This window comes from Fontimonas sp. FW305-C-3 (genome assembly GCF_058783185.1).
On sequence record NZ_JBYSYK010000001.1, the window covers coordinates 1,266,911 to 1,293,331 of the forward strand.

The 26,421-nt window shown below is 66.1% G+C and carries 17 protein-coding genes; 9 read left to right on the forward strand and 8 right to left on the reverse strand.

What is annotated here, in order from left to right; genetic code table 11:
* Positions 1–2: 2 nt before the first annotated feature.
* Positions 3–2,450 carry a TonB-dependent receptor gene (locus AC3WUF_RS05825; RefSeq protein ID WP_492423344.1) on the reverse strand — a complete coding sequence of 816 codons (2,448 nt, stop codon included), beginning with the start codon at positions 2,448–2,450 and terminating at the stop codon, positions 3–5.
* 161 nt (positions 2,451–2,611) lie between these two features.
* On the opposite strand from AC3WUF_RS05825, the gene AC3WUF_RS05830 reads away from it, so the two are divergent.
* The gene (locus AC3WUF_RS05830; protein WP_492423346.1) at positions 2,612–3,757 is read left to right on the forward strand and encodes an NAD(P)/FAD-dependent oxidoreductase; all 1,146 of its coding nucleotides are present in this window, start codon (positions 2,612–2,614) and stop codon (positions 3,755–3,757) included.
* 90 nt (positions 3,758–3,847) lie between these two features.
* Here AC3WUF_RS05830 and AC3WUF_RS05835 read toward each other — a convergent pair whose 3' ends face one another.
* Together AC3WUF_RS05835 and AC3WUF_RS05840 are read right to left on the reverse strand one after the other, a co-directional pair.
* Positions 3,848–4,105, reverse strand: a complete 258-nt coding sequence (locus AC3WUF_RS05835) for a hypothetical protein (protein WP_492423348.1) — start codon at positions 4,103–4,105, stop codon at positions 3,848–3,850.
* Between the two features lie 101 nt (positions 4,106–4,206).
* Positions 4,207–4,857, reverse strand: a complete 651-nt coding sequence (locus AC3WUF_RS05840) for a TetR/AcrR family transcriptional regulator (protein WP_492423350.1) — start codon at positions 4,855–4,857, stop codon at positions 4,207–4,209.
* Positions 4,858–4,978: 121 nt separating this feature from the next.
* On the opposite strand from AC3WUF_RS05840, the gene AC3WUF_RS05845 reads away from it, so the two are divergent.
* Positions 4,979–6,463 (forward strand): flavin-containing monooxygenase, encoded by a 1,485-nt coding sequence (locus AC3WUF_RS05845; protein WP_492423352.1) that lies wholly within the window; start codon positions 4,979–4,981, stop codon positions 6,461–6,463.
* Between the two features lie 132 nt (positions 6,464–6,595).
* Here the strand turns inward: AC3WUF_RS05845 and AC3WUF_RS05850 are convergent, their stop codons facing one another.
* A complete protein-coding gene (locus tag AC3WUF_RS05850) occupies positions 6,596–8,272 on the reverse strand; it encodes an AMP-binding protein (RefSeq protein WP_492423354.1) in 1,677 nt (558 codons plus the stop codon).
* Between the two features lie 203 nt (positions 8,273–8,475).
* On the opposite strand from AC3WUF_RS05850, the gene AC3WUF_RS05855 reads away from it, so the two are divergent.
* The 6 genes from AC3WUF_RS05855 (at position 8,476) to AC3WUF_RS05880 (ending at position 18,589) form a co-directional block, all read left to right on the forward strand.
* Complete coding sequence (locus AC3WUF_RS05855) at positions 8,476–10,788, forward strand: TRAFs-binding domain-containing protein (RefSeq protein WP_492423356.1); 2,313 nt, start codon at positions 8,476–8,478, stop codon at positions 10,786–10,788.
* A 56-nt stretch (positions 10,789–10,844) separates the two neighbouring features.
* A complete protein-coding gene (locus AC3WUF_RS05860; protein ID WP_492423358.1) occupies positions 10,845–11,192 on the forward strand; it encodes a DUF1820 family protein in 348 nt (115 codons plus the stop codon).
* Positions 11,192–11,959, forward strand: coding sequence for an MBL fold metallo-hydrolase (locus AC3WUF_RS05865; RefSeq protein ID WP_492423360.1), 768 nt, complete (start codon positions 11,192–11,194; stop codon positions 11,957–11,959). The genes AC3WUF_RS05860 and AC3WUF_RS05865 overlap by 1 nt, the downstream gene beginning before the upstream one ends.
* Before the next feature lie 121 nt (positions 11,960–12,080).
* Positions 12,081–13,832, forward strand: a complete 1,752-nt coding sequence (locus AC3WUF_RS05870) for a TonB family protein (RefSeq protein ID WP_492423362.1) — start codon at positions 12,081–12,083, stop codon at positions 13,830–13,832.
* A gap of 151 nt (positions 13,833–13,983) precedes the next feature.
* Positions 13,984–17,850, forward strand: coding sequence for a phosphoribosylformylglycinamidine synthase (purL, locus tag AC3WUF_RS05875; protein ID WP_492423364.1), 3,867 nt, complete (start codon positions 13,984–13,986; stop codon positions 17,848–17,850).
* Between the two features lie 133 nt (positions 17,851–17,983).
* Positions 17,984–18,589, forward strand: a complete 606-nt coding sequence (locus tag AC3WUF_RS05880) for a hypothetical protein (protein WP_492423366.1) — start codon at positions 17,984–17,986, stop codon at positions 18,587–18,589.
* Between the two features lie 71 nt (positions 18,590–18,660).
* Here AC3WUF_RS05880 and AC3WUF_RS05885 read toward each other — a convergent pair whose 3' ends face one another.
* Together AC3WUF_RS05885 and AC3WUF_RS05890 are read right to left on the reverse strand one after the other, a co-directional pair.
* Positions 18,661–21,705: a toll/interleukin-1 receptor domain-containing protein gene (locus tag AC3WUF_RS05885; RefSeq protein ID WP_492423368.1), complete on the reverse strand. Its 3,045-nt coding sequence runs from the start codon at positions 21,703–21,705 to the stop codon at positions 18,661–18,663.
* A 95-nt stretch (positions 21,706–21,800) separates the two neighbouring features.
* Entirely contained in the window at positions 21,801–22,142 is a 342-nt protein-coding gene (locus tag AC3WUF_RS05890) for a hypothetical protein (protein WP_492423370.1), read from the reverse strand.
* 243 nt (positions 22,143–22,385) lie between these two features.
* Here AC3WUF_RS05890 and AC3WUF_RS05895 point away from each other — a divergent pair, with 243 nt between their 5' ends.
* Positions 22,386–23,009, forward strand: a complete 624-nt coding sequence (locus AC3WUF_RS05895; RefSeq protein WP_492423372.1) for a cyclic nucleotide-binding domain-containing protein — start codon at positions 22,386–22,388, stop codon at positions 23,007–23,009.
* Between the two features lie 6 nt (positions 23,010–23,015).
* Here the strand turns inward: AC3WUF_RS05895 and AC3WUF_RS05900 are convergent, their stop codons facing one another.
* Positions 23,016–24,722: a tetratricopeptide repeat-containing protein gene (locus AC3WUF_RS05900; protein WP_492423575.1), complete on the reverse strand. Its 1,707-nt coding sequence runs from the start codon at positions 24,720–24,722 to the stop codon at positions 23,016–23,018.
* Between the two features lie 164 nt (positions 24,723–24,886).
* On the reverse strand, positions 24,887–26,392 hold the full coding sequence (locus AC3WUF_RS05905) for a ShlB/FhaC/HecB family hemolysin secretion/activation protein (protein WP_492423374.1): 1,506 nt from the start codon (positions 26,390–26,392) through the stop codon (positions 24,887–24,889).
* Positions 26,393–26,421 lie beyond the last annotated feature (29 nt).

Consider the following 26,421-nt stretch of genomic DNA (forward strand, 5'->3'; position numbering starts at 1 on the left):
CCCTAGAACTCCGCCGACAGACGCACGACAAACGAGCGCGGCTGGGTATACACGTACGATGAATTGCCGAGGATGTCGTCGATCGCGCCCTGGGCGCCGTTCGGGTCGGGACCGAAGCCGGCGACGACCTTCTGCACGTTGGTGATGTTGTTGACCGACAGGTTCAGCGACGGCGCCCACGACAGATCGCTGCGCGTGATGTTGAAGTTGAAGCCCAGCAGCGAGAAGTCGCCGACTTCGACACGGTGCGTGATGTCGGCAAAGTTCTTGTCGACCAGAGAATTGATCAGCGAGGTCTGCGTCATCCAGTTGCCGACCGGCCGCACGTAGGCCAGCGTTGTCACCGACTGCACGAGTGGCGAGCTCGGCATCAGCGTGCCCTTCGGCACGGTGACGCCAGAGGCGTCGTCGAAGGCCTCGGTCGTGCGCGCTTCGATGTAGGAAGCGGCCTGCTCGATGCTCAGGCCGTCGATCGGCGTCAGCCAGCGGATGGTGGTTTCGACGCCGATGTTGTGCGTGCCGCCGACGTTGTCGACATAACTGGTGGTGCCGATGCTGTCGATCTGCTTGACCTGCGGGTTCTTCCAGTCGATGAAGAAGGCCGTCAGGTCGAAGCGCAGCGTGCGGTCGAACCAGTCGGTGCGCGTGCCGATCTCGTAGTTCCACAGGGTGCTGGATTCGAAACTCAGCGGCACGTTCGGCGCCGGCAGGGTCGGCAGGTTGAAGCCGCCGAACTGGAAGCCGCGCGAGACCGTGGCGTAGAACATCAGGTCGTTCGACGGCTTGTAGGTCAGCGCGATCTTCGGGCTCCAGCCTTTCTCCTCGGTGCCCGGCGTCGCGCCGTTGTTGCCGGCGGTTGCGCCGCTGGACTCCAGCGTGCCGGTGACCTCGGTGCTGTACAGGCGGCTGCCGAGCGTCAGGCGCAGGCTGTCGGTGAAGTCGTAATTGGCTTCGCCGAACAGCGCCTGCTCGTTGGCTTCGAGCGGATCGTAGCCGCTGCTGGATGCCGCGATGCCGTCGCCGCCGAGCAGCGCCAGCAGGGGCGGCGGCAGCAGCGGAGTCAGCGGGCCGAGCGCGCCGATCTTCAGTAGAAGTTGCGACTGGATGGTGGCGTCGTAGGTGCTGTAGAAGCCGCCGATCAGCCAGCTCAGCTTGCTGCCATCGTCCGGCGAGACCAGCCGCAGTTCCTGCAGCACGCCCTCGGTCTGCACGCTGCGGGCCGCGCGCAGGTAGCTGATGCCCAGGCGCGCGACCGGCACCAGCAGGTTGCTGGCATCGATGTCGGTATCGCTGGATTTCTCCTGATAGCCCGTCAGCGACACCAGCGTCGCCCAGTCGAAGGCATAGCGCAGGTCGAGGGTGGCCAGCTTGTATTCGTTGGTCGTCGGCGATGCAGTGGGCGCGTCGTCGCGCGTGTAGTTGCCTTCGCGGAACGTCGTGAAGTTGATGTCGTCGGAGTTGCGTTCTTCCTGGGTGTACCAGGCGTTGACTGTCAGCCGGTCGCTGGCCTGCCAGAGGCCCATGACGCGGCCGTTCCAGCTGCGGCCGGTATCGATATCCTTTTCGCGGCGCGCCGGATTGTCGCTGTCGAGCAGACCCGGCAGTTCCTGGAAGATGCCCGAGGCGCGCAGCGCCACCGAGTCACCCAGCGGCACATTGAGCGCGGCGCCATAGGTCGAGGCCGTGCCGCCGCGATCGACTGAGGTGTAGTCGTAGAAGGCCTTGCCCTGCCACAGCCCGAGCTCCGGGTTGTTCGGCACGTAGCGGATCAGGCCGGCCAGCGAGGTCGCGCCGAACAGCGTGCCCTGCGGACCCTTGAGGATTTCGACCGTGCGCATGTCCCAGGGGTTGGGATCGACGACCGTCGATGCACCGTAGGGATCGGAGATCGGGATGTCGCCCATCACCGAGCCGACGGTCTGGTTGGTGCCGGTCTGCGGGCCGACGCCGCGCACCGAAATCTTGCGCTGGTGGCCGGCGATCTCGTCCTGCATGTTGACGCCGGGCACCAGCGTGAAGATGTCCTTGAGCTTGCGGATGCCGAGCTGTTCGAGCTTCTCGCCGCCGAGCACGGTCATGCTGCTCGGAATGTCGCGCGAGACCTGCGCGCGCTTGGTGACGGTGACGACGACGTCCTCGAGCTGCGTGGCGTCGGTGGGCGTTTCCGTCAGCGTGTCGGGATTCTCCGGGCGGCCGAGCGGCTCGACCGGAATCTCGGCGAGCGCCGGTTCGCTGTTTGCGTTGGCATCGGTCGTGATCGCGGCTTCGCTGCTCTCTGCCGCGGGCGGTTCGGCGAACAGTGCGTCGGCCGTTGCACCGGCATTGGTTTCTTCGGGCTGTTCTTCGAACTGAGCCGGCGGCTCGGCGACCGGTTCGTCGGACTGAGCGCTCAGCTGCAGCGGCAACAGGCCAAGCACGACCCACAGACTTCGGGTGCAAACGTTTTTCATGGCCCGTCCGGCAAGATGAACTGCGTGTTGCAGCTCCGTGTCCCGATTATTTCCGCATGACTGGCGCAATTGAGTCAGTGATATCACCTGAAACCGCTTGGGGATCGGGCTTCAGTGGAAGCACAGATATTTATGAACGGGGCCGTCGGCTAGCATGGGGCATGACCACATCTGTACAGAAATCCGACGTCATCGTCGTCGGTGCCGGCATGGCCGGCGTAGGCATCGCCGCCCAGCTCGGCGCTGCGCAGTGCGTTGTCGTGCTGGAGCAGGAATCCCAGCCTGGCTATCACACGACCGGACGTTCGGCGGCGGTGTTCGCCGAAAGTTATGGCGGCACGACGGTGCGCCAGCTGACGCGCGGCAGCCGCGGTTTCTTCGCGCAGCCGCCGGCGGGCTTTGCCGAGCATCCGCTGCTGACGCCGCGCGGCTTCCTGTTCATCGCCCGCCAGGATCAGCACGAGGCGCTCGATGCCTTCGCGTCGTTGCCGGACATGCGCGCGACCGCGCGCAGACTCGACTCCGCGGCAGCCTGCGAACACATGCCGCTGTTGCGGCGCGAATACGTTGCCGACGCGCTGCTCGATCATGGCGCCAGCGATATCGATGTGCATGCCTTGCTGCAGGGTTATGCGGCGATGCTGCGGCGTAACGGCGGCCGCATCGTCGGCAACGCGCGCGTGACCGCGATCGAGAAGCAGCCGGGCGGCTGGCTGGTGCGCAGCGAGGCGGGGCTTTTCGAAGCCCCGCTGATCGTCAACGCCGCCGGCGCCTGGGCCGACGAGCTGGCAGTGCTGGCCGGCGTCGCGAAGATCGGCCTGCAGCCGCTGCGTCGCACCGCGGCGCTGGTCGATGTGCCGTCGAGCGAAGGCATGGCGCAGTGGCCGCTGACGATCGATATCGACGAGACGTTCTACTTCAAGCCGGACGCCGGGCGTCTGATGATTTCGCCGGGCGATGAAACGCCCAGCGAGCCCTGCGATGCGACGCCGGACGATCTGGACCTGGCGATCGCGGTCGAGCGCATCGAAACCGCGACCACGCTGGACATCCGCCGCATGCACAGTCGCTGGGCCGGACTGCGCAGCTTCGTCGGCGATCGCTCGCCGGTGGCCGGCTTTGCGCCCGATGCCCCGGGATTCTTCTGGCTGGCCGGGCAGGGCGGTTACGGCATCCAGACCGCACCGGCCTTGTCGCGCGCCGCCGCGGCGTTGTTGCTGGGTGATGCCTTGCCTGCGGATTTGATCGACCTGGGGGTCACCGCCGAAGCGCTTTCCGCGCAGCGGCTCCAGACCGTCGATTCTTAGGGTCCGGCCGTCGTTTTCTATTCGCGGCGAGAGGCATCTTTCCAGCACGCAAAAAAAGAGCCCCATCCGGGGCTCTCGTTTCGCGGGCTGTTAATGCCTGCGGTCCTTGCGGTCGTTCTGGACCCTCGAACCCGAAGGCCCAAGCGTGGTTGCCGAGCTGTGCGACGGCGGATCGGAGGCCGGGAAGGATTCGTCGATCGCTTCGTCCATTTCCTCCTGCTTCTTCGCATTGGCCGGTGGTTGGCGCTTTTCCTGCGACTGATTCGGCTGGGCCGGGCGTGCCTTGATGGCATCTTCCGGCTTGCGCTGATCCGGCGTCTGCGGCTTGCTCTGTTGTCTCTGTGTCATCACTCACCTCCTTGGTGGGACGTTCACAGTAGGCCGTGCTCGCTGGCGCTGGCCTGAACTCGCAACCGGCGTGCGCGCATTGCATCCCGTACGTCTGCGGTTCAGCTTTGCCTAGCGGTTTGCGCAGACGGCGTGACGATCTGACGCTCCAGAAAATCGATGATCGTGCTGGTTGCGATATCGATGTAAGCCGCTGTGATGCGGCCATGCCTTTGCAGCGACTGCCGCAGGCAGGTCGTCGCCAGGTCGACCGCGAGCGTGGGGACGTCGAGCGCACTGGTCGCCAGCGCATGGCCGCGGCGCTGCAACACGGCTTCGACCAGCAGCCCGAGCTGCTGGATCGTCGACGCATAGATGCGATTCGCCTCGTCGGTCGTCGCGCCGCCGAGCGACAGCATCATGCCGACCGGATGCGCGTTGTGGACCTTGGCCGCCAGTTTCACCATGCGTCCGGTTTGCGCCTGCCAGCTTTCCTCCGCCCAACGCCCGGCCTCGTCGCGCAGCGCCTCCTGCAGCAGGTCGAAATGACGGCGTACCAGTTCGTTGAGAATCGCGTAGGGCGTCGGGAAGAACTTGTAGATGCTCGCGCGCGTATAGCCCAGCCGCTCCGCCACCGCCGGAATCGAGAAGCCCTCGAGCCCCGATTCGGCGAGGATGGCCTGGGTTGCTTCAAGCACGGCCTCGAAGCGATCGATGGCGCGGTTCTGCTTGGGTTGCCGTGCCAGCGCCAGCGGATTCATGGTGTCATTCATGCGGGCATGATCCGCTTGACTTGAAAAAGATACAAGTGTAACTTTACGAAAGTGACTTAAGTTACTATTCTTCAGCTGCGCCGCATCGGACGGTCGGCGAACAGGCGAAACGGAGCGAGCAATGGACGCATCAACGAGCGGCGGCGAACACCGGGTGATCATCATCGGTGCCGGCTTCGGCGGCATCGGCCTGGCGTACTACCTGCGTCAGGCGGGCATCAGCGATTTCGTGATTCTCGAGAAGGCCGACGACCTCGGCGGCACCTGGCGCGAGAACACGTATCCAGGGGCTGCCTGCGATGTGCCCTCGCACCTCTATTCGTATTCGTTCGAGCCGCACTATCCCTGGGCCAGCCGCTACGGCTCGCAGGCGGAAATCCTCGAGTACATCCGCCACTGCGCGACGAAGTACGACCTGACGCGGCACATCCGTTACCAGGCCGAGGTCAAGGCATCGGCCTTCGACGCCCGCAGCGGCTACTGGACCGTCACGCTGGCCGACGGCAGCAGCCTGCGCACCCGCTCGCTCGTCAGCGGCGTTGGGCAGCTGCACCGGCCCATGATCCCGAACATTCCCGGCCTCGAATCCTTCACCGGCACCCAATTCCACTCGGCGCGCTGGGACCACGGCTACGACTTCAACGGCAAGACGGTCGCCGTGATCGGCACCGGTGCGAGCGCCGTGCAGTTCGTGCCGATCGTCGCGCAGCAGGCGGCGCGGCTGGATCTCTACCAGCGCTCGCCGGGCTGGGTGATTCCCAAGGTCGAGCGGCGCTTCTCGCGCTTCGAGCGCTGGCTGCTGGATACCTTTCCGATCATTCACGATCTCGATCGTCTGCGCGTCTATCTGTTCACCGAAGCGCTGGCCTACGCCTACGACGGCCACAAATGGGCCGAGAAGCTGATCACCTGGTTCTCCAAGGCGCAGCTGCATATCCAGGTCCGCGATCCGGCGCTGCGCAAGAAGCTGACGCCGGACTTTCCGATCGGCTGCAAGCGCATCCTGCTGAGCCTCGACTGGCTGCGCACGATGGCGCGGCCGAACGTCGATGTCGTCACCGACGCCATCGCCGAAGTCACGCCCGAAGGCGTACGCACGATCGACGGCCGCGAGCGCAAGGTCGATGCAATCCTGTTCGGCACCGGTTTCGCGGCGACGCAGTTCCTGACGCCGATGCAGGTGACCGGTCGCGACGGTCTGGATCTGCATGCGCAGTGGCAGAAGGGCGCCGAAGCCTACCTCGGCATGAGCGTCAACGGCTTCCCGAATTTCTACATGCTGTATGGCCCGAACACCAACGTCGGTTCGGGCTCGATCATCTACATGCTCGAATGCCAGCAGCGCTACATCGTGCAGATGATCGAAGCGGGCAGCCGGCAAGGCTGGACCTACGCCGAGGTGCGTGAGGATGCGCACGACAAGTACGTGGCGGAGATGCGTCAGCGCAGCGCGCAGACCACCTTCGAGGGCGGTTGCCAGAGCTGGTATACGACGGCCGAGGGTCGCAACACCAACAACTGGGTGGGTTCGATGCGCGAGTTCAAGCAGCGCACGGCGAAGCCGGAGTTGATCGACTATCGGGTGACGACGGTGCCCGCGAGCTGAATCAGATGACGTAGCCCGGGTGAAACCCGGGGTTCTGCGCGTGCGGATGGCGCGAGTCCCGGGTTTCACCCGGGCTACGGTTGAAACAAGAACGCCGGCGATCAAGCCGGCGTTCTTGTTTGCCGATTGGCCTCAGCCTTCCCAGATCACTGGCTGCTTCTTCTTGAACCAGCCGGAGATGCGCGGCTCGTAATGCGCCTCGACGATATTGCGGCGCAGCTTCATCGTCGGCGTCAAGAAGCCGTTGTCGATGGTCCAGGGCTCGTTGACGATGACGGTGAACGCCATCTGCTCGTGCGGGTCGAGACCTTCGTTGACCTCGTTCATCAACGTCGCCAGTTCATTCGCCACTTCATCGCGACGGCCTTCGTTGCCCAGGCCATTGCGGGTTTCTTCCGACAGCAGCACCAGCGCGAAGGTCTCGCTCTGGTTGGCGCCGCCGACGCAGACCGCTTCGATCAGCGGACTGGCGCCGAGCTTGTTCTCGATCGGCACCGGCGCGACGTACTTGCCCTTGCTGGTCTTGAACAGGTCCTTCACGCGGCCGGTGATCTTCAGGCGCTGCTGCTTGTCGACCTCGCCCATGTCGCCGGTCATGAAGAAGCCGTCGTTGGTGTAGCTCTCCGCGGTCTTTGCCGGTTCCTTGTAGTAGCCCATCATCTTCGCCGGGCTCTTCACCAGCACTTCGCCGTTGTCGCCGATGCGGCATTCGACCTGCGGATTCGGTGGGCCGACATAGCCGATCTTCGAATCGCCGGGGCGGGTGAAATGCGAGTACGCGAAGTTCTCGCTCATGCCATAGGCCTCGAGCAGATCGAGACCGAGCGTGCGATACCAGTCGACGATCGCCGGCGGCAGCGGCGCCGCGCCGGTGAAGGCAACACGCACGTGCTGCAGGCCGAGCTGGGTCAGGATCTTTTGCTTGACCTTCTTGCCGAGCACCGGAATCTTGAACAGCACGCGCTGCTTCTTCAGCGGCAGCTTGTCGCAGACGCCGAGGTGGAATTTGGTCCACAGGCGCGGCACCGAGAAGAACATCGTCGGCCGTGCGCGGCGCAGGTCGTTGACGAAGGTCGCCAGCGATTCCGCGAAGTAAACATGGAAGCCGACATAGGTCGAGTTGTTCTCGACGACCAGACGCTCGGCGACGTGCGCCAGCGGCAGATACGACAGCATGCGGTCGTTGGTATCCAGCGCGAACAGCTTGTTCAGCAGCGTGCCGCAGACATTGAACGAACGGAAGCTCTGCATCACGCCCTTCGGCTGGCCGGTGCTGCCCGAGGTGTAGACGATGGTCGCGAGTTCATCGAAGCCGCGATCCGGGTTGCCCTGCAGCGGCGCGGAATTCGCAACGAGTTCGTCCCAGCGCTGGCCTTCGGTCTCAGGGGCCAGCGGCAGCGTGACGACCGGCAGACCGGCCGGCACGCCGGGCTTCATCGCCTGCCAGTCGTCGAGCTTGCCGATGAACACCAGCTTGGCTTCGCTGTGCTCGAGGATGTAGCGCACGGTGTCCGCGGCGAGCGTCGGATAGAGCGGCACGCTGACGTGGCCGGCCATCCAGATCGCCCAGTCGGCCATGATCCAGTGCGCGCTGTTCTTGCCGAGGATCGCAATGTGGCTGCCTGCCGGCAGGCCCAGCGACTTGAGGTGCGTCGCCATGCGTCGCACCTGATCGAGAATCTGTGCCCAGGTGTAATCGACGACCTGTCCGTTGCCGATCGGCTGCGTGAAATGCACCGCGTCCGGACGTGTCTTCTCCCAGTGATACAGGCACGCAAGTGGTGTGCGCGTATCCAGTACTGCCGCCATGCAAAGCTCTCCTTCGTTGTTCTGGTCGTCCTAGTCATGGACGCCTTGATGACCCCTCGGGCGCATTTACAGGGAAACCGCGCCGGAAAACAAGCGCAGCCGACCCTTCCTGCAGTCGCTCCGCAATCGCCTGGGAGCCGGCAGTCTAGCGGCGCTATGATCGGGTAGGGACATTACCTGCGAAGAGAAAGGGGAGCTGGCGCATGAGTGCTGGAGACGGTCAGGCCGAGTTCCCGCAGCCGATGATCGGCGTGACCGGGCATCTGATCCTGTCGAGCATCGAGCGTGGCAATGTCGAGCGGCAGGCCCGCGCGTGGTTGCGCCAGTTGCTGGCCGCCGAGCGCAGCTGGACCGGCGTGCGTCTGCTGTCAGGACTCGCTCCCGGTGCCGACCTTGTGCTGACCCAGGCCGTGCTCGAGGCCTGCCAGCAGGCCAACATTCCCTGTCACCTGACCGCGGCCATCGTCGGTTCGGTCGAGCAGCTGCTGGCCGACTGGCGCAATCGCATGCGCTCGCTGGAAATCCGCATCGATGCCGCGACCGAGCAGCGCGTGGAGACCGCCGTGCGCGATCTGCTGGCGCGCGCGGACCGCCAGCTGTTCCTGGTATCGAGCGAAGGAGACGGCGCCAACCGTTACCGCGAACTGGCGGCGCTGCTGGCGGAGTCGACCGACGTGCTGCTCGCCGTGGTGCGGCCCGACCATGCCGGCCAGCCCGGCGGTTCCAAGGAAGTGCTGGCCTGGTGGCGCCAGCCGCAGCGGATTCCGGCGCATTACCGGCTGGGCCGCGGCACCGCGACCACCACCGGGCGCAAGGTTTTCGTCATCGACCCTGGCGCTGGCGGCGCCGTCGACGAACGCGCGATCGCGCAGAGCACCGAAAGCTCCGCCGTCGAAGAGGTTCGCAATCGCCTGCGCGCCGGCAACCCGTTGTCGGCCAGCGATGCGGCAGCACGCGCGCTGGAGAAGACCGATGACAGCCTCGCGGTGCGTTACTGGTATCTGCTGAGCCTCGCCGCGAGCGGCGCGACCGGCCGCGCGCTGCGCGGCTACGACGAACTTGCGCCGGCGGAAGCCGAGCGCAACGAGGACTGGCGCGCGCTGAAGGGGCGTCTGCACAAGGATCTGGCTTTCGCCGGTATCGATGTCGATCGAAACCTGCGTCTTGCCGCCCGCCACTACGCGGACGCCTTCGAGCATTCGTCGGGCGAGTTTTCCGGCATCAACGCGGCCAGCCTGTCGCTGCTCGCGGGGCAGAAGGCACAGGCCCTGCGCCTGGCGCGTGAGATCCGCGCGATGACGCAGACGCCGCCCGTCACCGCCGACGAGCGCGCGCTGTATTACTTCTGGGCCAGCGCGGCGGAAGCCAGCGCCGTGCTCGGCGACCTGCCGGCCTGTGCCGAAGCATTGAGCGCAGCCGACCCGCTGCTGCGCGGCGACCTGATGACGCGCAGCCGCACGCGCGACCAGATTTCGCGGGTGCTGCGCGCGCGCGGCGCATCGACCGACGTCATCGAGCATCTGGCGATGCCGCAGGTCTATGTGCTGGAGCCTTCGTCGAGCCGCAATGCACCGCCGCTGCCGGATGAACTCGTCGACGCGCTGAAGGATTCGCCGGTCTACGTGATGCTGGCCGAGCGCATGACCGTGAAGGCATCCGGCACCGATCCGCTGAACCGGCTGCTGGCTGCCGGCGTGCGGCTGAATCTGGTGCACCCGGGCACGCCGCATCTGCGGGTGGCCGCCGCACTGCGCGAGCGCGCCGAGCACATCACGCAGATGGCGGGCTTTCTCGCCGACGAGACGCCATGGCGCCTGCGCTGCGCGCAGCGCCTGATGTCCGGTCTGGCGCGGCTCAATGCGCAGCGTCTCGGCGTCGGCGTGCGGACCTTGCAGCTCAGGGAGACGACGCGCGGCCGGCGCTGGCTGGTCGATGGCGAGCCGCCGCAGCACAAGCCGCGGCCGCCGGCGAAGCGCTGCATGGTCGGTCTGGTGTTTACCGACATGGTCGGCTTCAGCGTGCTCGACGACGATGAGATCCTTGCCTTCTGGACCATCGTCGTTCCGGCGCTGCAGAAATGCCTGCGGCCTTTTGCGGACAAGATCCTGTTGCAGCGGACCTGGGGCGACGCGCTGCATCTGGTGACGGTCGACGCCGAAAGCTCGGCTCTGGCCGCGGATGCGTTGCTGCGCACCGTGATCGAACTGCGGCGTCGCCTCAGCGGCAAGCTGGCCAGGCTCGAGATCCGCGTCGGCGTGCACTTCGCACCGGCCTGGCGCGGCCAGGACGCGGTGCAGGCCGCGCGCACCTATTACGGATCGCAGCTGTCGTTCGCCGCGCGCGTCGAGCCGGTGACGCCGCCGGGAACCGCCTACGTGACCGAGGCCTGCGCGGCGGAACTGGCGGTGGCCGGCGCCGCCGAGTTTCGTGTCGAGTACGCCGGCGAGGTGCCGCTTGCCAAGCGCTACGGCATCTTCCGCCTCTACAGCCTGCACCGGAATCCCGCGGGCGCCTGAGTAAATCGAGGCGGGCTCCCTTAGAATTGCGCTCTGCAGTTTCTCGCTTCCCTGCCATGCCGACCAAGAATCGCCTCTACCGCATCACGTTCATGAATCAGGGCCAGGTCTACGACCTGTACGCGCGCGAAGTCAGCCATGGCGGCATGCTCGGATTCGTCGAGGTCGGCAAGCTGGTGTTCGGCGAGCAGACCACGGTCGTCGTCGACACCAGCGAAGAGCGCCTCAAGCAGGAGTTCGAAGGCGTCGAGCGCTTCTACGTCCCCGTGCACGCGGTCATCCGGATCGACGAGGTGACCAAGCGCGGCCCCGCGCGCATCGTCGGCGGCACCGACGGCGGTTCCAAGGTCATGCCGTTCCCGGCGACCTACAACTTCGGCGGCGGGGGCGACGGCCGCAAGTGATGCGTTTCTCGATGCTCGGGTCCGGCTCCAAAGGCAACGCGACCCTGATCGAAGCCGGCGGCACGCGGATTCTCATCGATTGCGGATTCACGCTGGCCGAGACCGAGCTGCGCCTGACCCGGCTCGGCGTCGAGCCCGGCAGCATCGATGCGATCCTCGTCACCCACGAACACAGCGATCATCTCAGCGGCGTCGGCAAGCTGGCGCGCCGCCATCGCATCCCGGTGTGGATGACGCACGGCAGCTACGCGGTCTGGAAGGACAGCGAAGTGCCGCACAGCCTCAGATTCAGTCCGCACCAGTCGTTCGAGATCGGCGCGATCCGGGTCGAGCCCTATCCGGTGCCGCACGACGCCCGCGAGCCCTGCCAGTACGTCCTCAGCGCCGCCGGCCTGCGCCTCGGCGTGCTATCCGACGCCGGCCATATCACGCCGCACATGCGCGCCGTGCTGGCCGACTGCGATGGCCTGATGCTGGAATGCAACCACGATCCGCTCATGCTGCAGGCCGGGCCCTACCCGGACATGCTCAAGCGCCGCGTCGGCGGCCACATCGGCCACCTGTCGAACGCCCAGGCCGCCGGCCTGATGCGCGGCTACTGCTTCGAGCGCCTGCAGCATCTGGTGCTGACCCACCTGTCCGAGTCCAACAACACGCCGCAGCTGGCGCGCCAGGCCATCGTCGAGGCGCTGGAGCAGGATTCGGAGCGCATCGTCTGCGCCCAGCAGTCGCAGGGGCTGGACTGGCGGGAACTGGTGCGCGTCTAATGGATGTGTGAGGGGATGAACCCGGAAGCTTGACGATTGCGTGCCGGATTCCATGCAGGGAGAGTGCGTTGATTCCATTCCCGGGGTGCGCAAGATGACCCATGTTGCGATACGTGGAGTCATGCTTGCAGTCTGTGCACTGGGCAGTGCGTGCGTCAGTTTGCCAACGACGGCGCCGGTCGTCCGGACGACACAAACCACAGTGCTTGCTGCGCCGAGTCATCAGACCCTGCGCACCATGCTGAGCCAGTTCCAGTTCGATGAACTGGACTACCTGCTCGAGCAATACCGCTTGGCTTTCCTCTCCAATGTCGAAAAGGGTGAAGACCCGTTGGTCTGGGCGTACCGCGCCTTCGAGGAACCTGACAACAAGGTGCTTGCCCAGCTCGACGCCTGGGTCGAGGCGAGGCCGCAGTCCTATCAGGCCCTGACAGCTCGTGCCTTCTGCTACACCGCGATGGGGCACGACGCTCGCGGCACGAAGTGGCGGCAGGACACCAAGCCTGAACAGTTCGGCCTGATGTTTCGCTTCTTCGGATTGGCTGAGAAGGATGCGAATGCGGCCTTGAAGCGGCAGCCGCGGAACGTCGCTCCGCATCTGATCCGGCTATGGCACACAAAACATCGTGCTTCGAGCCAGCTTCCGGAAGTTGCCTTGCCGGCGCTTCAGGAATTCCCGACCAGCTATGACGTGCACGAGAGCATCATCGACAACATGCAACCCCGATGGGGCGGATCCCACGAACAGGTCGAAGCCTTTGCCCGGGCTTCGCAGGAGCGGGTCGCGCTGAATCCGAGGTTGCGGGCGTTGCTGGGTTTGCCGGACTGGGCAAAAGGACAGGACCTGATGGTGGAAAACCGCTTCGAGGAAGCCTACGAGGCATACAGCAAGGCGCTGCAATACAGTGAGGAAGCCAGATTCCTGGCAGCCAGAATTGACGCCGCGCGCATGATGCAGCGGTACGATCTTGCCCTGCGTGACGCCAATCGCCGTCATGAACTTGCACCTCACCTCGACGAGGACGAGGACACACGCCTCGTCGTGCAGCTGTCTGCCTGGCTTGCCGTCGATGCCAGCTTCAAGCAGGGGGACACGGGGAAGGCGCTGTCTGTCCTCGATGCCATCGTGGAGTCGTCGCCTGACAAGAAGCGGGCTTATCAGGTCCGCGGCATGGCGCACTGCCGCCTGAAGCAGATGGAGCCGGCGGCAGCGGATTTCAGGCGCGCGCTGGAGATCGAGCCCGCGAATGCGGAGACGCTTGCACAGTTCAGCTACTGCCTGACGAGCCAGGGGCGACTGACGCAGGCGATTCGTCTATTGCAGGATCATGTGCTGTCCGTGCCCGGCGATGCCAATGCCCGGATGGAACTGGTTCGTCTCTACTCAAGTGCAGGGGATCAGGCATCGGCGAACGCCGCGGCCAAAGTTGCCTGCGCCGCAGGTAGTGCCGATGCGTGCGCGGAGGCGAATCAGGAGCGACTGCAGCTGCACCCGCAATGGCAGGCAAGAACTGCCGAAGGACAAAAGGAGCACCTGCAGACCCTGGCGGAGGCTGAGCGTTACGCCGAGTTGCAGCCCGGCGATGGCCGGCCCTCGGCGATCCTCGCGAGGCAGCCGGCACTTCCCCGTTGGGCGCAGGCAGAAGTGCCGCGCGGCGAGGTCAGCGTGCGGGTTTACGTCAATGCGGATGGTTCCGTGGCTGGAGCCCAAGCGCTGGATGCGACGCCGGAAGGGTATTTTGAACTGCTGGCGGTCGATACCGTGCTGGCCTGGAAATTTCAGCCGTCATCGAAAGCCTGGCGCGCAAATCACAAGGTCCATATCGGGCAGGGATCGGCCCTCCGCGACCGCAGTGCGGGGTCTAAGCCCTGAAGTCCGGTCAGGCGTTGGCTGAATCCTGCAAGAAACTGCAACCAGGGCAAAAACTCTTGTAGCTCACTGCGCCTTTGATCTCCCGGCCATGCGAAAATGGCGCCCCAAAAATGGGCCGCCCGCCTCCAGCGGCCCTGTCACCAGGAATCTCATGGCCGTCACCGTCCTGCCCGGCGCCGAATCCCTCTCGGCATTCCGTATCGCCCGCCTGCTGGAGAATCTGCGCCAGCACGCACCCGGCCTGCAGGCGGTGGCCGTGCAGGATCTGTATCTGGTCGACCTGGCCGATGCCCAAACCGTGCCGCACAGCGCGCTGCGCCAGCTGCTCGGCGATGGGCCGGAGCAGATCGCACCGGCTGATCTGACGCTTTACGTCGTACCGCGCGTCGGCACGACCTCGCCGTGGTCGAGCAAGGCGACCGACATCGCCCGTGTCTGCGGCCTGAGCGGCGTGCGCCGCATCGAGCAGGGCCGGGCGATCCGCCTCAGCGGTGTCCGCGAACTGCCGAAGGCAGCCTGGTCTGCGCTGCACGACCCGATGATGGAATCGGTACTGGCCAGCACCGAGCAGCTGCAGCATGTGTTCGACGGCCAGCCGCGCCGCGCGCTGCGGACGGTCGATGTGCTCGGCGGCGGTGCCGCGGCGCTGGCCACGGCGAATCGCGAATGGGGCCTGGCGCTGTCGGAAGACGAGCAGCAGTACCTTGCCGCGCATTACCAGTCGGTCGGCGCCAACCCGACCGATGCCGAGCTGATGATGTTCGCCCAGGTCAACAGCGAGCACTGCCGGCACAAGATCTTCAACGCCGACTTCGAGGTTGACGGCCAGCCGCAGCCGCATTCGCTGTTCGGCATGATCCGCCTGACCCATGCCGCGTCGCCGGACGGCGTGCTGTCGGCGTACAAGGACAACGCCGCGGTCATCGAAGGGCCGACCGCGATGCGCTGGTTTGCCGACAGCGACCACAGCTGGAACGGCCGCGAAGAGCCGGTCCACATCCTGATGAAGGTCGAGACGCACAACCATCCGACCGGTATCTCGCCGCATCCGGGCGCCGGCACCGGCGCCGGCGGCGAGATCCGCGACGAGGCGGCGACCGGCCGCGGCGGCAAGCCCAAGGCCGGCCTGTCCGGCTTCTCGGTGTCGAACCTACGCATTCCCGGTTTCGAGCAGCCCTGGGAAACCACGGCCGAGCTCCAGCAGCAGGGCACGCCGTCGCGGATGGCGAGCGCGCTGCAGATCATGCTCGACGGCCCGATCGGCGCCGCGGCGTACAGCAACGAATTCGGCCGGCCGACCTTGAACGGCTATTTCCGCAGCTACGAGCAGGTCACGCCGGACGGCCGCAACCGCGGCTATCACAAGCCGATCATGATCGCCGGCGGCTACGGCAACATCCGCGGCGGCCATGTCGAGAAGCTGGAAGTCACCGAGGGCTCGAAGCTGATCGTGCTCGGCGGCCCGGCGATGCTGATCGGCCTGGGCGGCGGTGCGGCTTCTTCGATGGCGACCGGCAGCAGTACGGAAGCATTGGATTTCGCGTCGGTGCAGCGCGCGAACCCTGAACTCGAGCGGCGCTGCCAGGAAGTCGTCGACGCCTGCTGGGCGCTCGGCGATGCGAATCCGATCCTGTCGATCCACGACGTCGGCGCCGGCGGCATCTCCAATGCATTGCCGGAGATCGTCCACGCCGACGATCGCGGCGGTCGCATCCAGTTGCGTGACGTGCTGTCGGCCGATGCCGCGCTGTCGCCGATGGAAATCTGGTGCAACGAATCGCAGGAGCGCTATGTGCTCGCGATTGCGGCGGAGAACGTCGAACGCTTCGCCGCGCTGTGCGCGCGCGAGCGCTGCCCGTATGCGGTCGTTGGCACCGCGACCGCCGAACGCACGCTGCTCGTCGAGGACGCGCTCGGCACGCAGCCGGCGGTCAACATGCCGATGCCGGTGCTGCTCGGCAAGCCGCCGCGCATGCAGCGCAAGACGCAGCGTGCGAAGACTTCATTCCCGAAGCTCGACACGTCCGGCATCAAGATGGCCGATGCGGTCGCGCGCCTGATGGCGCTGCCGGCGGTCGCGTCGAAGAACTTCCTGATCACGATCGGCGATCGCAGCGTCGGTGGCCTGACCGTGCGCGACCAGATGGTCGGGCCGTGGCAGGTGCCGGTCGCCGACTGCGCGGTCACCGCAACCGGCTACGAAGCCACGACCGGCGAAGCGATGGCGATGGGCGAGCGCACGCCGCTGGCGCTGCTCGACGGCCCGGCGTCCGGCCGCATGGCGGTCGCCGAAGCGGTGCTCAACATCGCCGCCGCGCCGATCGCGAAGATCGGCGACATCCGCCTGTCCGCGAACTGGATGGCCGCCTGCGGCCAGTACGACGAAGACGCACGCCTGTTCGACACCGTGAAAGCGGTCGGCGCTGAACTGTGCCCGCAGCTCGGCATCGCGATTCCGGTTGGCAAGGACTCGCTGTCGATGAAGAGCGTGTGGACGAAGAACGAGCAGCAGCAGGCGCAGACCGCGCCGCTGTCGCTGATCGTCACCGCGTTCGCGCCGGTCAGCGATGTGCGTCGCAGCCTGACGCCGCAGCTGACCGCCAATGCCGGCGACACGCGCCTGCTGCTCGTCGACCTCGGCGGCGGCAAGAACCGCATGGGCGGTTCGGCGTTCGCGCAGGTCTACGCGAAGACCGGCGATGTGCCGCCGGATCTCGACAGCCCCGCTGTGCTCAAGGCGGCGTTTGAGCTGGTCCAGCAGCTCAATGTCGAAGGCAAGCTGCTCGCCTATCACGACCGTAGCGACGGCGGCCTGTTCGTCACCGTCGCCGAGATGGCCTTCGCCGGACATTGCGGCGTGTCGCTGGATCTCGGCACCAACGCCGGCGACGGCATTGCCGCGCTGTTCAACGAAGAGCTGGGTTACGTCATCCAGGTTCGCGCTGCAGACGCCGCCGCGATCCTGAAGAGCGGCACGGCCGCCGGTCTGGCGATCAGCGACATCGGAACGCTCAACGCCGCCGATCGCATCGAAGTCAGCGCCGATGGCAACGAGCTGTTCGTGCAGCCGCGCGAATCGCTGCAGCGCGCGTGGTCGGAAATCAGCTATCGCATCGCCTCGCTGCGCGACAACCCGGAGTGCACGAAGGAAGAGTACGAAGGCTTCGGCGCCGCCAACGATCCGGGCCTGATCGTTCTGGCGCCCGCCAAGCCGGCGCGGGTCGAGATCGGCAATGTCGGTCGCCGTCCGCGCGTCGCAATCCTGCGCGAGCAGGGCGTCAACAGCCACTACGAAATGGCCTGGGCCTTCCATGCCGCCGGCTTCGAGTCGGTCGACGTGCACATGACCGACGTGCTCGAAGGCCGCGTGCAACTGGCCGACTTCGCCGGCCTCGTCGCCTGCGGCGGCTTCTCCTACGGCGACGTGCTTGGCGCCGGCCAGGGCTGGGCGCGCACGATCCTGTTCAACGAACGCGCGCGCGACGAGTTCGCCGCGTTCTTCGCCAAGGACGACCGCTTCGCGCTCGGCGTCTGCAACGGCTGCCAGATGATGGCGGCGCTGAAGTCCATCGTGCCCGGCGCCGAGAACTGGCCCGCGTTCCGCCGCAACCGCAGCGAACAGTTCGAGGCGCGCTGGTCGCAGGTCGAGATCCTCGAATCGCGCTCGCTGTTCTTCGCCGACATGGCTGGTGCCAGGTTGCCGATCGCGGTCGCGCACGGCGAAGGCCGCGCGGTGTTCGAGTCCTCGACCCAGCAGGCGGCCATCGAAATGCATGGCCAGGTGTCGATGCGTTATCTGAATCCGCAGGGCCAGGTCGCCGAACGCTATCCGCACAACCCGAACGGCTCGCCTGGCGGCATCACGTCGATCTGCAACACCGACGGCCGCGTGACAATCCTGATGCCGCACCCCGAGCGCAGCGTGCACGGCGTCACCGGTTCCTGGTGGCCGGACCGCAAGGCCAGCAAGACGCCGTGGTTCCAGATGTTCAGCAACGCGCGGCGCTGGGTGGGCTAGACCAGCTGGCGGGTGGATTGCCGACGCGGCGTCGGAAATTGCCTACTGGTTGGCAGAACGCCCCGAGTCGCTCCCCGCTACTGTCAATATGCGTCGTAGTTACACGGCGTTATCAACAGTTTGGGGGTGTCTCATGGTTCGGAAAGGCTTGATCGCGGCTACGGTCGCGTTGATGTACGGCGCCACGGCGCAGGCCGGCGGGCCGCTGTTGCCGCGTGTGCAGGCGGGTCTGAAGCAGCTGCCGCTGGCGGCTCCGGTGGTTGCCACGACAAAGGGGCTGAACGTGCTCGCGCAGCCGGCGCTGGGCAAGTCGCTGACAGTGGCGGCGCTGCCGGGGCTGAACAGCGCGCAGGCCAAGGTCTATTACTACCCGCGCCCGGATCCGGGCCACGGTGCCGACTGGCTCACCTACAACTCGACCTGGTTCAAGCAGGACGTCGATCCGTTCTTCTGGAATGCCGTGCAGGTCAGCCTCGACCTGTCTGCGGATCTGGGAGCCCGGGTGTCCGCGGCCAGCAGCATCGTCAGTCCTTGCGATGCGTCGGCCTGCGTGGGTGCGTGGACGTTCAACACGCAGGAGTATGTGGCCGAGACGATCAGCTTTGGCACGGATCGAGCAGCTGGCCTGGGGACGAAGATCGGACCTCCGCCGATGCCGAAGCGCCCAGAGCTGTTGGGCAGCTTGACCCCCACCATCCGTCAGATCGGCATGTTGTTCGGCGGCTACGGCCCCACCTGAGCCGCGACGATCGACCGGCACGAACACTTGGCCTTGTGTTCGTGCCGGTGCTTCCGGGCAATAGCCCTCATCTACCGGCACTGCGCACTGGATTGCTGTCTGGGAGCCAGCGTCAAAGTCGCTGGATCGAGAGTCCAGGGTGAGTCGCAATCCAGGTGGCGGCCGACCTCTGCGCTGCTCCGGGATTCGGCCGCAATGTCCGCGATCGCAAAACTGCCCCATGCGCTGGCAGCCAACTGCTGGGTCGCTGTGCTGATGTCCATGCTGTTGACCCCGCGATCGAACGCCAGCAGAACTCCCAGTTCGCGTCCCGTCGTCGTTGCCCAGGCGCGGACACTGCCGTCGCGGCTGTCGGTAAAGAGCAGGGTGCCGTCGGCGGAGAAGAACAGGCGCTCCACCGACTGTTGGTGGCCTTTGAGAATCAGCTTGCCATCATGTGCCGGCGACCAGAGCCAGATCTCGCCGGATTGGACTGCGATGGCAACAGTCTGCCCGTCCGGTGAATAGACTGCGTCCTCGGGCAGGCCCAACGACGCGTCGCGCAGTTCGTGGATCGTGTTGCCGTTGCGGCTGCTGCTGATGCGTACGCTGCCGTCATGGCAGGTGATCAGCAGTTGTTGACCGTCGGCGCTGAATCGCGCGCTGCGAGCTCTCGCTCCGAGGTTCGGAAGCTCCAGTTCCAGCTTTCCATTCCGGGCGTCCCAGATGCGAACCGCGCCGTCGACACCCGCGGTGACGACGCGCTCACCGGCTGGGTCGAAATGTGCCGAGTACACCATCCCCTCATGTGCCAGAGAGGCTATGCGTGCTCCGCTGGTCATGTCCCAAAGCCCCGCCGCGTCCTGGTCGGCGAAAGTTTCGTACGGAGTGGTTGTGACGACACGATCTCCGGCCTTGTCCAGCTCCACGCGAAAGACGCCCAGCGAGTTATGTTCCAGCCGCGCGCTACGCAGCCCGGAATCCAGATTCCAGAGTCCCGCAGTGCCGTCGAGACTTGCTGTTGCCAGCGTGCGTTCGTCCGGGCTGATGGCCAGATCGAGCACGACGCCCTGATGGCCAGCGTAGGTTTGCAGAACCTCTTGCTTGCCAACGTCGAAGGTCTGGACTTGCCCGAGGCTGCTGCCGCCTCCGACATACAAGCGGTCTCCGGCAGGGTTGAAGCGCAGGCAGAACGGCAAGGTCTCGAAGGACTCCACTTGCCATACAGGCAGGGCAGGCCGGTGCCAGATTTCCGCCTTTCCGTCGCGACTGGAAACAAGGATACGTTTTCCATCCGCATCGAAAGCGGCGTTGCTGATGCCATCGCTGTGCAGGTCGAGCGTATAGAGCAGACGCTTCGAGGAAATATCCCAAGCTTCAGACGTCTTGTTGTCGAAGTCCGCAGTGACTAGGCTGCGACCATCGGGGCTGAATGCGCCGCCTGCATAAGGCGTCAGCGTTCGCGGTACGGAAAAAAGCAGGATGGCTCGACCGGTGCTCCAGACCTTGTAGCCTTCGCTGCCGACAGTCAGATAGGTTTCGCCTTTCCGATCGAACTGCAGATCGTTGAGGAATCCCCGATCAGCGGCAAATGCGATGCGCATTTCGCCGCTTTCTACGTCCCAGACGCGGATGTCGCCCAGCAGCAATGCGACGTCATCGCGACCAGAGAGCGCGATCAGGCGATTGTCCTGCGGTGTAAACATCAATGCGCCGACCCGGAAGCCGCTGGGGTCGCGCAGCGTCTCGATAACGTGCCCATCCCCGGCAGAGAGCACCTGCACGGTGCCACCTCCACGACCGACGGCAATGCGCTGGCCGTCAGAACTGTAGCTTGCCGCTTCGATCGCCTGTCCAGGCAGGAAGGTCCGCAGTAGCCTTCCAGTCAGCGGATCGCGAATTTCCAGTCCCTTTGCCGTCGCGATCAGCATGCCGCTGTCGTCGGCGTTGACCGAAAGGCCGGCCAAGCCGTTGATGCCATCGATGCGAATCGGCATATCCGGGGTCTTCATCGCCCAGATCCAGGTCTGTGGTGCGCCGATGCGACTGTCGTCGGGAAAGCCGGTGGCGAGCAGATGCGTGCCGCTGTTCAAGAATTTGATCGCCAGCGGCTGCGGCGGCGCATCGGCGAGCGTCGCGATCTGTGCGCCGGTGGTGGCGTCGTATAGCTTGAGAACGGCTTTCTGGTGGCTCGTGCCCTCGGTCAATACATGCAACACGAACTGCTTTCCGTCAGGGCTGAACGCCGATTTGTAGACCGCAACACCGCCGTGCTTGACCCGTACATCGGTCAGCGCTTCAACCGGCTTCATCGCCTGCGCGAGCATGAAGCGCAGTGGCACCGAATCATTGCCGCGCTTATAGGCTTCGTTGAGCAGCACGGCGGCGCGGGCCTGATGGCCGGCGAGCAGTTCGAGCCGTCCGCTTTCGGTCAGTTGCTCGACGACGATCTCGTGTTCACGCGCGGCGCGCTGCGTGGCGAACCATTGCCAGCCGCCGACGAACAAGCCGACGACAGCGGCCGCCAACGCGGTCTGTTGCAGGCGCTGCCAGAACTGGCGCTGGCGTTCGCGCTGGACGAGTTCGTCGTAGCCGACGCCGAGCAGACCGGACAGCAGCTTGAGCTTGGCGCCGCGCTTGCCGTCGGCGTGCTCGCGCGCATCGGCGGCGATCGGCTCGGCGATCTCGTGGGTGATCTGGCCGTTGCGGTCGACACGGTAGCGCAGCGCCGGCGCAAAGCATTCCTCGATGTCGCGGCCGGGGATGTCGAAGACGTTCGGCTCGCCGCCGACGATCAGGCACAGCACGCGGTCCTCGCGGCCGAGCGACTTGAAGTACTTGATCTCTTCGTTGACCCACTTCGACGCGGCCGCGCGCGGCGAGCAGATGACGATCTGGTAGCGCGATTCGCGCAGCGATTCGTTGAGCGCATCGCCAAGGTTCGCGGAGCTGGGCAGCTCGTCGCGGTCGCGGAAGATCGGGAACAGCCGCGCCGGCACCTGGCCGTCGCGCGAGGGCTGGCCGACAAGGCGGCGGGGGACGCGATAGGTTTCCAGCGTCTTGTGCAGCCAGTCGCCCCAGACGCGATCCTGGTGGCTGTAGCTGATGAAGGCCCAGTACTTGTACTGCTCAGCCACGTGCTCGAAACCTCCCCCCGAAGGTGGTTCGAGCTTAGCGCATCTTCACCGCCCGCCCGCCGCCGTCTTCAGCGACAGGCAACCGTCACGATCGATCAGGTGGACAGCACTGCGCGCCGATGAGGCGCGGTGCGGTGCTGCGCCAGCGCCGGCCGTGGCAGGCGGCGGTTGCGGCGAGGCTGGCGTAACGCAACCGACCCGGCGCTGGTCTGGACCTTGCGTGCGGTTGCAGGCGTACGCAGCAGCCAGAGCAAGGCGATCCCCAGGGCGAAGACCAGGACAACAATGGGGACCCAGACCAGGCTGGCGAGCGCGGCCGGCACGCCGGTATCGCCGACGCCTGGATAGATCTGGGCGGCGGTGTAGGCGTGGACGTCGGTCATTGCCATGCCAAGGCCGGCGGCACTGGTCAGGCGGTGGAGGTTGAAGGTCTGCATGTCGGTGCTCCGCTGTTCGGCCGTCTCGCTGCGAAACGCACGCCGCGGCGGCCATGAACACGGTATTCCCGTCCGCCGGGCAGGGTTTTGCCAACTGCTTGGCACAGTCGGCCGGGCCGGGCTCATGAATGATGGGGCACCCGGATCGCGGCCCTGGCAGAGGGGCGGGCCGGAGAGAGCGGGGATCGTTTTCTCTTAGTGGGGGTGCCGGTGTACATTAATTTCAGCTATCGGGGGGTAGCCATGCTGTTCGAGCAGCCTGTGATTCACCGGGTGATCGCGATGGCGGCCAAGCAGAGTTTCCGGCCGCGGCAGCTGATTGTGCGCGGCGCCGACGCACGCAATGTCCATCTGATGCTGGAAGGCACGGCTGCGCTGATCGTCGAGCACGAGGATGGCGAGCAGGCGATTCTCGATATTTTCCATCCGGGCGATTTCTTCGGCGAAAGCACCTTGTGCACGCCGCGCCTGTCGTCGGCGACGCTGGTGCGCGCACGCGGCAGTGCGCTCGTCGCCAGCATCAATGCCGAGGATTTCCGTCGGTTGGCCCAGCAGGAGCCGGACCTGGCGATGTGTCTCCTCGGCCAGCTGGCGACGCGCATCGAAGGCGGTTACCGCAAGACTGCGGATCACTTCTTCCTGGATGTCACCGCGCGCCTGTTGCGCACGCTGCGCTGGCTCAGCAGCAAGCCCGAAGCCCAGCACACGGCCGGCGGCATGGCCTTGCGCATCAACCGCCTGGAATTGGCGGCGATGCTCGGCTGTTCGCGCGAGATGATTGCGCGCGGCCTGCGCACGCTTGAAGCCGACGGCTTGGTGGCGATCGACGGCCACGACATCGTCGTGCGGCCCGCGCCGGCGAAATAGCGCGGCTCAGATTGCTGGCTTGAGGTTGAACAGCCGCTCCGCGCTGATCGTCGCCGACGACAGCGACTCGCCGACGTACTCAAGGCGGTACTGCGTGCTGCCGGCCAGGCCGAGCGCGGCCACGCAAGCTTCGGTGACGAACACGCCGCCCGGCGGCAGCTGGGCCGCATGGGTTTCGCAGAACGAGAGCTCGGTGCCGAACAGTCCCGGCTGAGCGTCGATCGGATCGTCGCCCAGGCTGACCGGCCCCATGTGAATCAGCAGGCGGACCTCCTGCGGCAGCGAAGTCTGCGCATCGGCACTGCCGACGGCGTCGTGATGAATCTGCGCGATGGCGAGTGCGCATTGCGCGGCGGTGTCCGGATCGTCGGTCGCGACCAGCAGGCTGCGATCGTGAAGTCTGCGCATGAGCACTTTCGCGCCGTGCTTGCCGAGGTGCTGGGCAACGGGCGCCAGGATGCGCGAGCGCAGACGTGCCAGCGCGGCGTCGTCGAGCGCCTGCTCGTCGCTGAAATGAGCGACCAGCAGTGCGCAGAGGCGGCGCTCCTTCATGCCGGCCTGCCGCGGTTGCTCGGATAGTGGGCAGTGCCGATCCGACAGCGTGCGCTCGATCGTGCGCAGCTGCGCATTGTCCAGGGCGCGCATCCTGAATCGCAGGGCACTGTTGTCGGGTTCGGCGATCATGCCCAGCCACTGCGAGCGGATGCCGTCCGGTGCATGGCGCGACAGGCCCAGTGACTTGCCGGCGATGTGCTGACGCAGCCAGCGGGTTTCGCTGTGCAGGAAGCCGCGCGTCGCGTTGATCTCGCCCGCGCGTTCCAGCGTGCGCGCCAGGCGCAGGGCCCAGCCGGCGTCATATTGCGCATGCCAGGCGGCACTGAGCATGTCGCGCGTGCCGGCAATGGTCAGCGAGACATGCACGCCGCGATCGATCAGCTGCTCGACGACGCAGAGGTCGATCGGATCGAGCAGGCCGACGTAGGCGGTCGCCCCGGCGAGTTCGATATCGGGGACGGCAAAGTTCTCGGCCATGCGCTGATGTGCGGGCGGCAGCTGGCTGACCGCAAAGTCCGCGTCGCGGTAGACGAAGATCTGCGGCGGCACCGTCAGCAAAGCCGGAATCGTCTTGCCGAGGCGCAAGTGCTGGCAGATCAGTTGCAGCTGCTGCACGGTTCTTGCGCGCGCCGTGCGGTGGCTGCGGGCCAGCTTGTCCGCATTGCGCAGCGCACGTTTGCTGGTCTCGACATCCTCGAGCAGCAACGCGGCTTCGGCCTGGCTGACGAGCAGGTTATAGCGCTCGAGTTCGTCCGCACCGGGCAGATCGTCGGTCTGCGCCAGCACTTCGCGCGCCAGGGTCTGCGCACGGCTGGCGTCGCCAGAGAGCATGAACATCGTCGCCGCGTTGATGGCGCTGAAGTAGCCGCCGGTCTGACGGAAAGCCAGCCAGTACGACTCGGCGGCGCGCGCGTACATGAACTGCGCGGCGGCGCCGCCCTGACGCGCCAGGTCCTTGAACATGCGGCCTTCGAGCGCGAGCCAATCCTGATCGCTGGCCGCCTTCGGGCGTTCCGCGGCGTGGTAACGGTTCAGCGCACGCTGCGTGCTGCCGCAGTGGGCGAGCGAGAGGATGGCGAGGTAATCGAGGCGCTGTGCCAGCTCGGCGGCGTAAGGCCCCAGCTGGTGGGCGGCATTGACGAGGTCGTAACACAGCAGGGCATTGCCGGTACGCAGCGCGCTCTCTGCCTTGGCGATGGTGTCGGCAATCGTTCCAATGCTGGCCATGGATGCCCCCGCATTCCGTCGCCTACTTTAGTGCAGATTGCGTACCGCATCCTGCGCAAGATGCCGTCGGCGCCGACAGTGGCCCGAAGCTTCGCTCAGTAACGCACCGTGACGCTGAAGTAGACATCCGCCCGGGCGTCGTCGAAGGCGGCATTGCGACCGCCGGACCCGGGCAGGGGGATTGCGGCGCTCACGCCGGCTTCCAGCCATTGGGCCGCCGCGAGCGTCAACTCTGCGCCGGTATCGGCAAGCCAGCCGCTTGGCTGGCGGGCGCTGGGCTGATCGCCATTGCGGTCCCAGCTGGCCGCTTCGACGAACAGGCGCGGCTTCAGGTCCAGACCATAGGCATCAAACGCATAACCGAGTTCCGCGCGGGCGAGTGCGCCGCTGTCGCCGACGGCCACGCCGGGCAGCCAGGCGCCGAGGCTGCGGTTGCCGCCGAGGACGAACTGCTGCTGCTGGGGCAGGGTGTCGGCGCTGTGCTGGCCGCCGAGTTCGACGGTGCCGGTCCAGTGCTTGGCCAGTTCGTGGCTCAGGCTGATCCGCGGCCGCAGCGACAGGAAACGATCATCGGCACTGATCAGCGCCGGTTCGCCCCGGCTATTGCCCTGGCCGGCATCGATCGACAAGGCGAGCTGCAACTCGGTGTTGTGGTCGCCCTCGGCCCAGACCCGCGAACGGCTCAGATCCGCGCCGAGCGAATCGAAACGCTCGTCGAGCAGGGTGGCGCCGGATGCATCGGCGAATCGGTCGTTGCTGGAGTCGACGCGCAGCGTCAGCAACCAGCGGGTGCTGAAATCGGCGTACGGCAGCACCGACCACTGCAGGCCGAGGTGGCGGGTCTGGCCTTCGAAGCCGCCGGCGCCGGCCCCCAGCGCGTAACGCAGCGTGCGCCCGGAGAAACCGAACAGGCCCTGCGGTGCGACCCAGCTGACGGCGACGGTCTGCTCGTCGTAGTCGCTCTCTCCGCCGAGTCCGCTGCGCTGGCTGCCGGTCCATTCGAGGGCGCCGCTGGTCAGGCGCGCCTCGGCTTCGGCGAACTCACGGCCGGCATACCGATTGCCCGGATTGCCGACATTGAAGCGTGCGCCAAAATGCTGCGGCTCGTCGGCGATCTCGTCGATTTCCAGCGTCAGTCCGCCGTCTGCCGGCGCAAAGCGCAGCTGGCCGTCAATGCCAAGGCGATCCGCTTCGATGCTCGCCAATGCGCGTGCAGGCTCCAGATCAGCGGCGTTGGGGTTTTCGAGGCCGACCAGCGGCGCGAAGTAGCGCGCGAGTTCCGGACGCCCCTGCACCGCCTGTATCGGCGCGGCGGTGGTCGCGATGTAGAGATCCTCGCCGATCAGCAGGTAGCGCAGCTGGGTCGCCGGGTGGCCCGCGAGGTAATGCGCGTAGGCGATGGCGCGGACGGCGTCCGACAGGGTTTCGGCGTCGGCCACCGCGGCCGCTTGTTGGTCGCTGGGCAGGCTGCCGTCGCCGACGGCATGAATCCGGTATCTGCCGAAGCTCAGTGCCGAAGCGGCGCTCGCCTGCTGTCTGAACTCCGCAGGGCTGCCGCTGTACAGCTGCGGCTCGAGCGGCGCCGGAATGTCGATGGCCATTCCACCCCCCGGTGGGCCGGTGCGGCAGG

Excerpts from the sequence above, each read along its gene's own strand:
- AC3WUF_RS05825 (WP_492423344.1), bottom strand. The coding sequence starts at position 2,450 with ATGAAAAACGTTTGCACCCGAAGTCTGTGGGTCGTGCTTGGCCTGTTG.
- AC3WUF_RS05830 (WP_492423346.1), top strand. The coding sequence starts at position 2,612 with ATGACCACATCTGTACAGAAATCCGACGTCATCGTCGTCGGTGCCGGC.
- AC3WUF_RS05835 (WP_492423348.1), bottom strand. The coding sequence starts at position 4,105 with ATGACACAGAGACAACAGAGCAAGCCGCAGACGCCGGATCAGCGCAAG.
- AC3WUF_RS05840 (WP_492423350.1), bottom strand. The coding sequence starts at position 4,857 with ATGAATGACACCATGAATCCGCTGGCGCTGGCACGGCAACCCAAGCAG.
- AC3WUF_RS05845 (WP_492423352.1), top strand. The coding sequence starts at position 4,979 with ATGGACGCATCAACGAGCGGCGGCGAACACCGGGTGATCATCATCGGT.
- AC3WUF_RS05850 (WP_492423354.1), bottom strand. The coding sequence starts at position 8,272 with ATGGCGGCAGTACTGGATACGCGCACACCACTTGCGTGCCTGTATCAC.
- AC3WUF_RS05855 (WP_492423356.1), top strand. The coding sequence starts at position 8,476 with ATGAGTGCTGGAGACGGTCAGGCCGAGTTCCCGCAGCCGATGATCGGC.
- AC3WUF_RS05860 (WP_492423358.1), top strand. The coding sequence starts at position 10,845 with ATGCCGACCAAGAATCGCCTCTACCGCATCACGTTCATGAATCAGGGC.
- AC3WUF_RS05865 (WP_492423360.1), top strand. The coding sequence starts at position 11,192 with ATGCGTTTCTCGATGCTCGGGTCCGGCTCCAAAGGCAACGCGACCCTG.
- AC3WUF_RS05870 (WP_492423362.1), top strand. The coding sequence starts at position 12,081 with ATGCTTGCAGTCTGTGCACTGGGCAGTGCGTGCGTCAGTTTGCCAACG.
- purL (WP_492423364.1), top strand. The coding sequence starts at position 13,984 with ATGGCCGTCACCGTCCTGCCCGGCGCCGAATCCCTCTCGGCATTCCGT.
- AC3WUF_RS05880 (WP_492423366.1), top strand. The coding sequence starts at position 17,984 with ATGGTTCGGAAAGGCTTGATCGCGGCTACGGTCGCGTTGATGTACGGC.
- AC3WUF_RS05890 (WP_492423370.1), bottom strand. The coding sequence starts at position 22,142 with ATGCAGACCTTCAACCTCCACCGCCTGACCAGTGCCGCCGGCCTTGGC.
- AC3WUF_RS05895 (WP_492423372.1), top strand. The coding sequence starts at position 22,386 with ATGCTGTTCGAGCAGCCTGTGATTCACCGGGTGATCGCGATGGCGGCC.
- AC3WUF_RS05905 (WP_492423374.1), bottom strand. The coding sequence starts at position 26,392 with ATGGCCATCGACATTCCGGCGCCGCTCGAGCCGCAGCTGTACAGCGGC.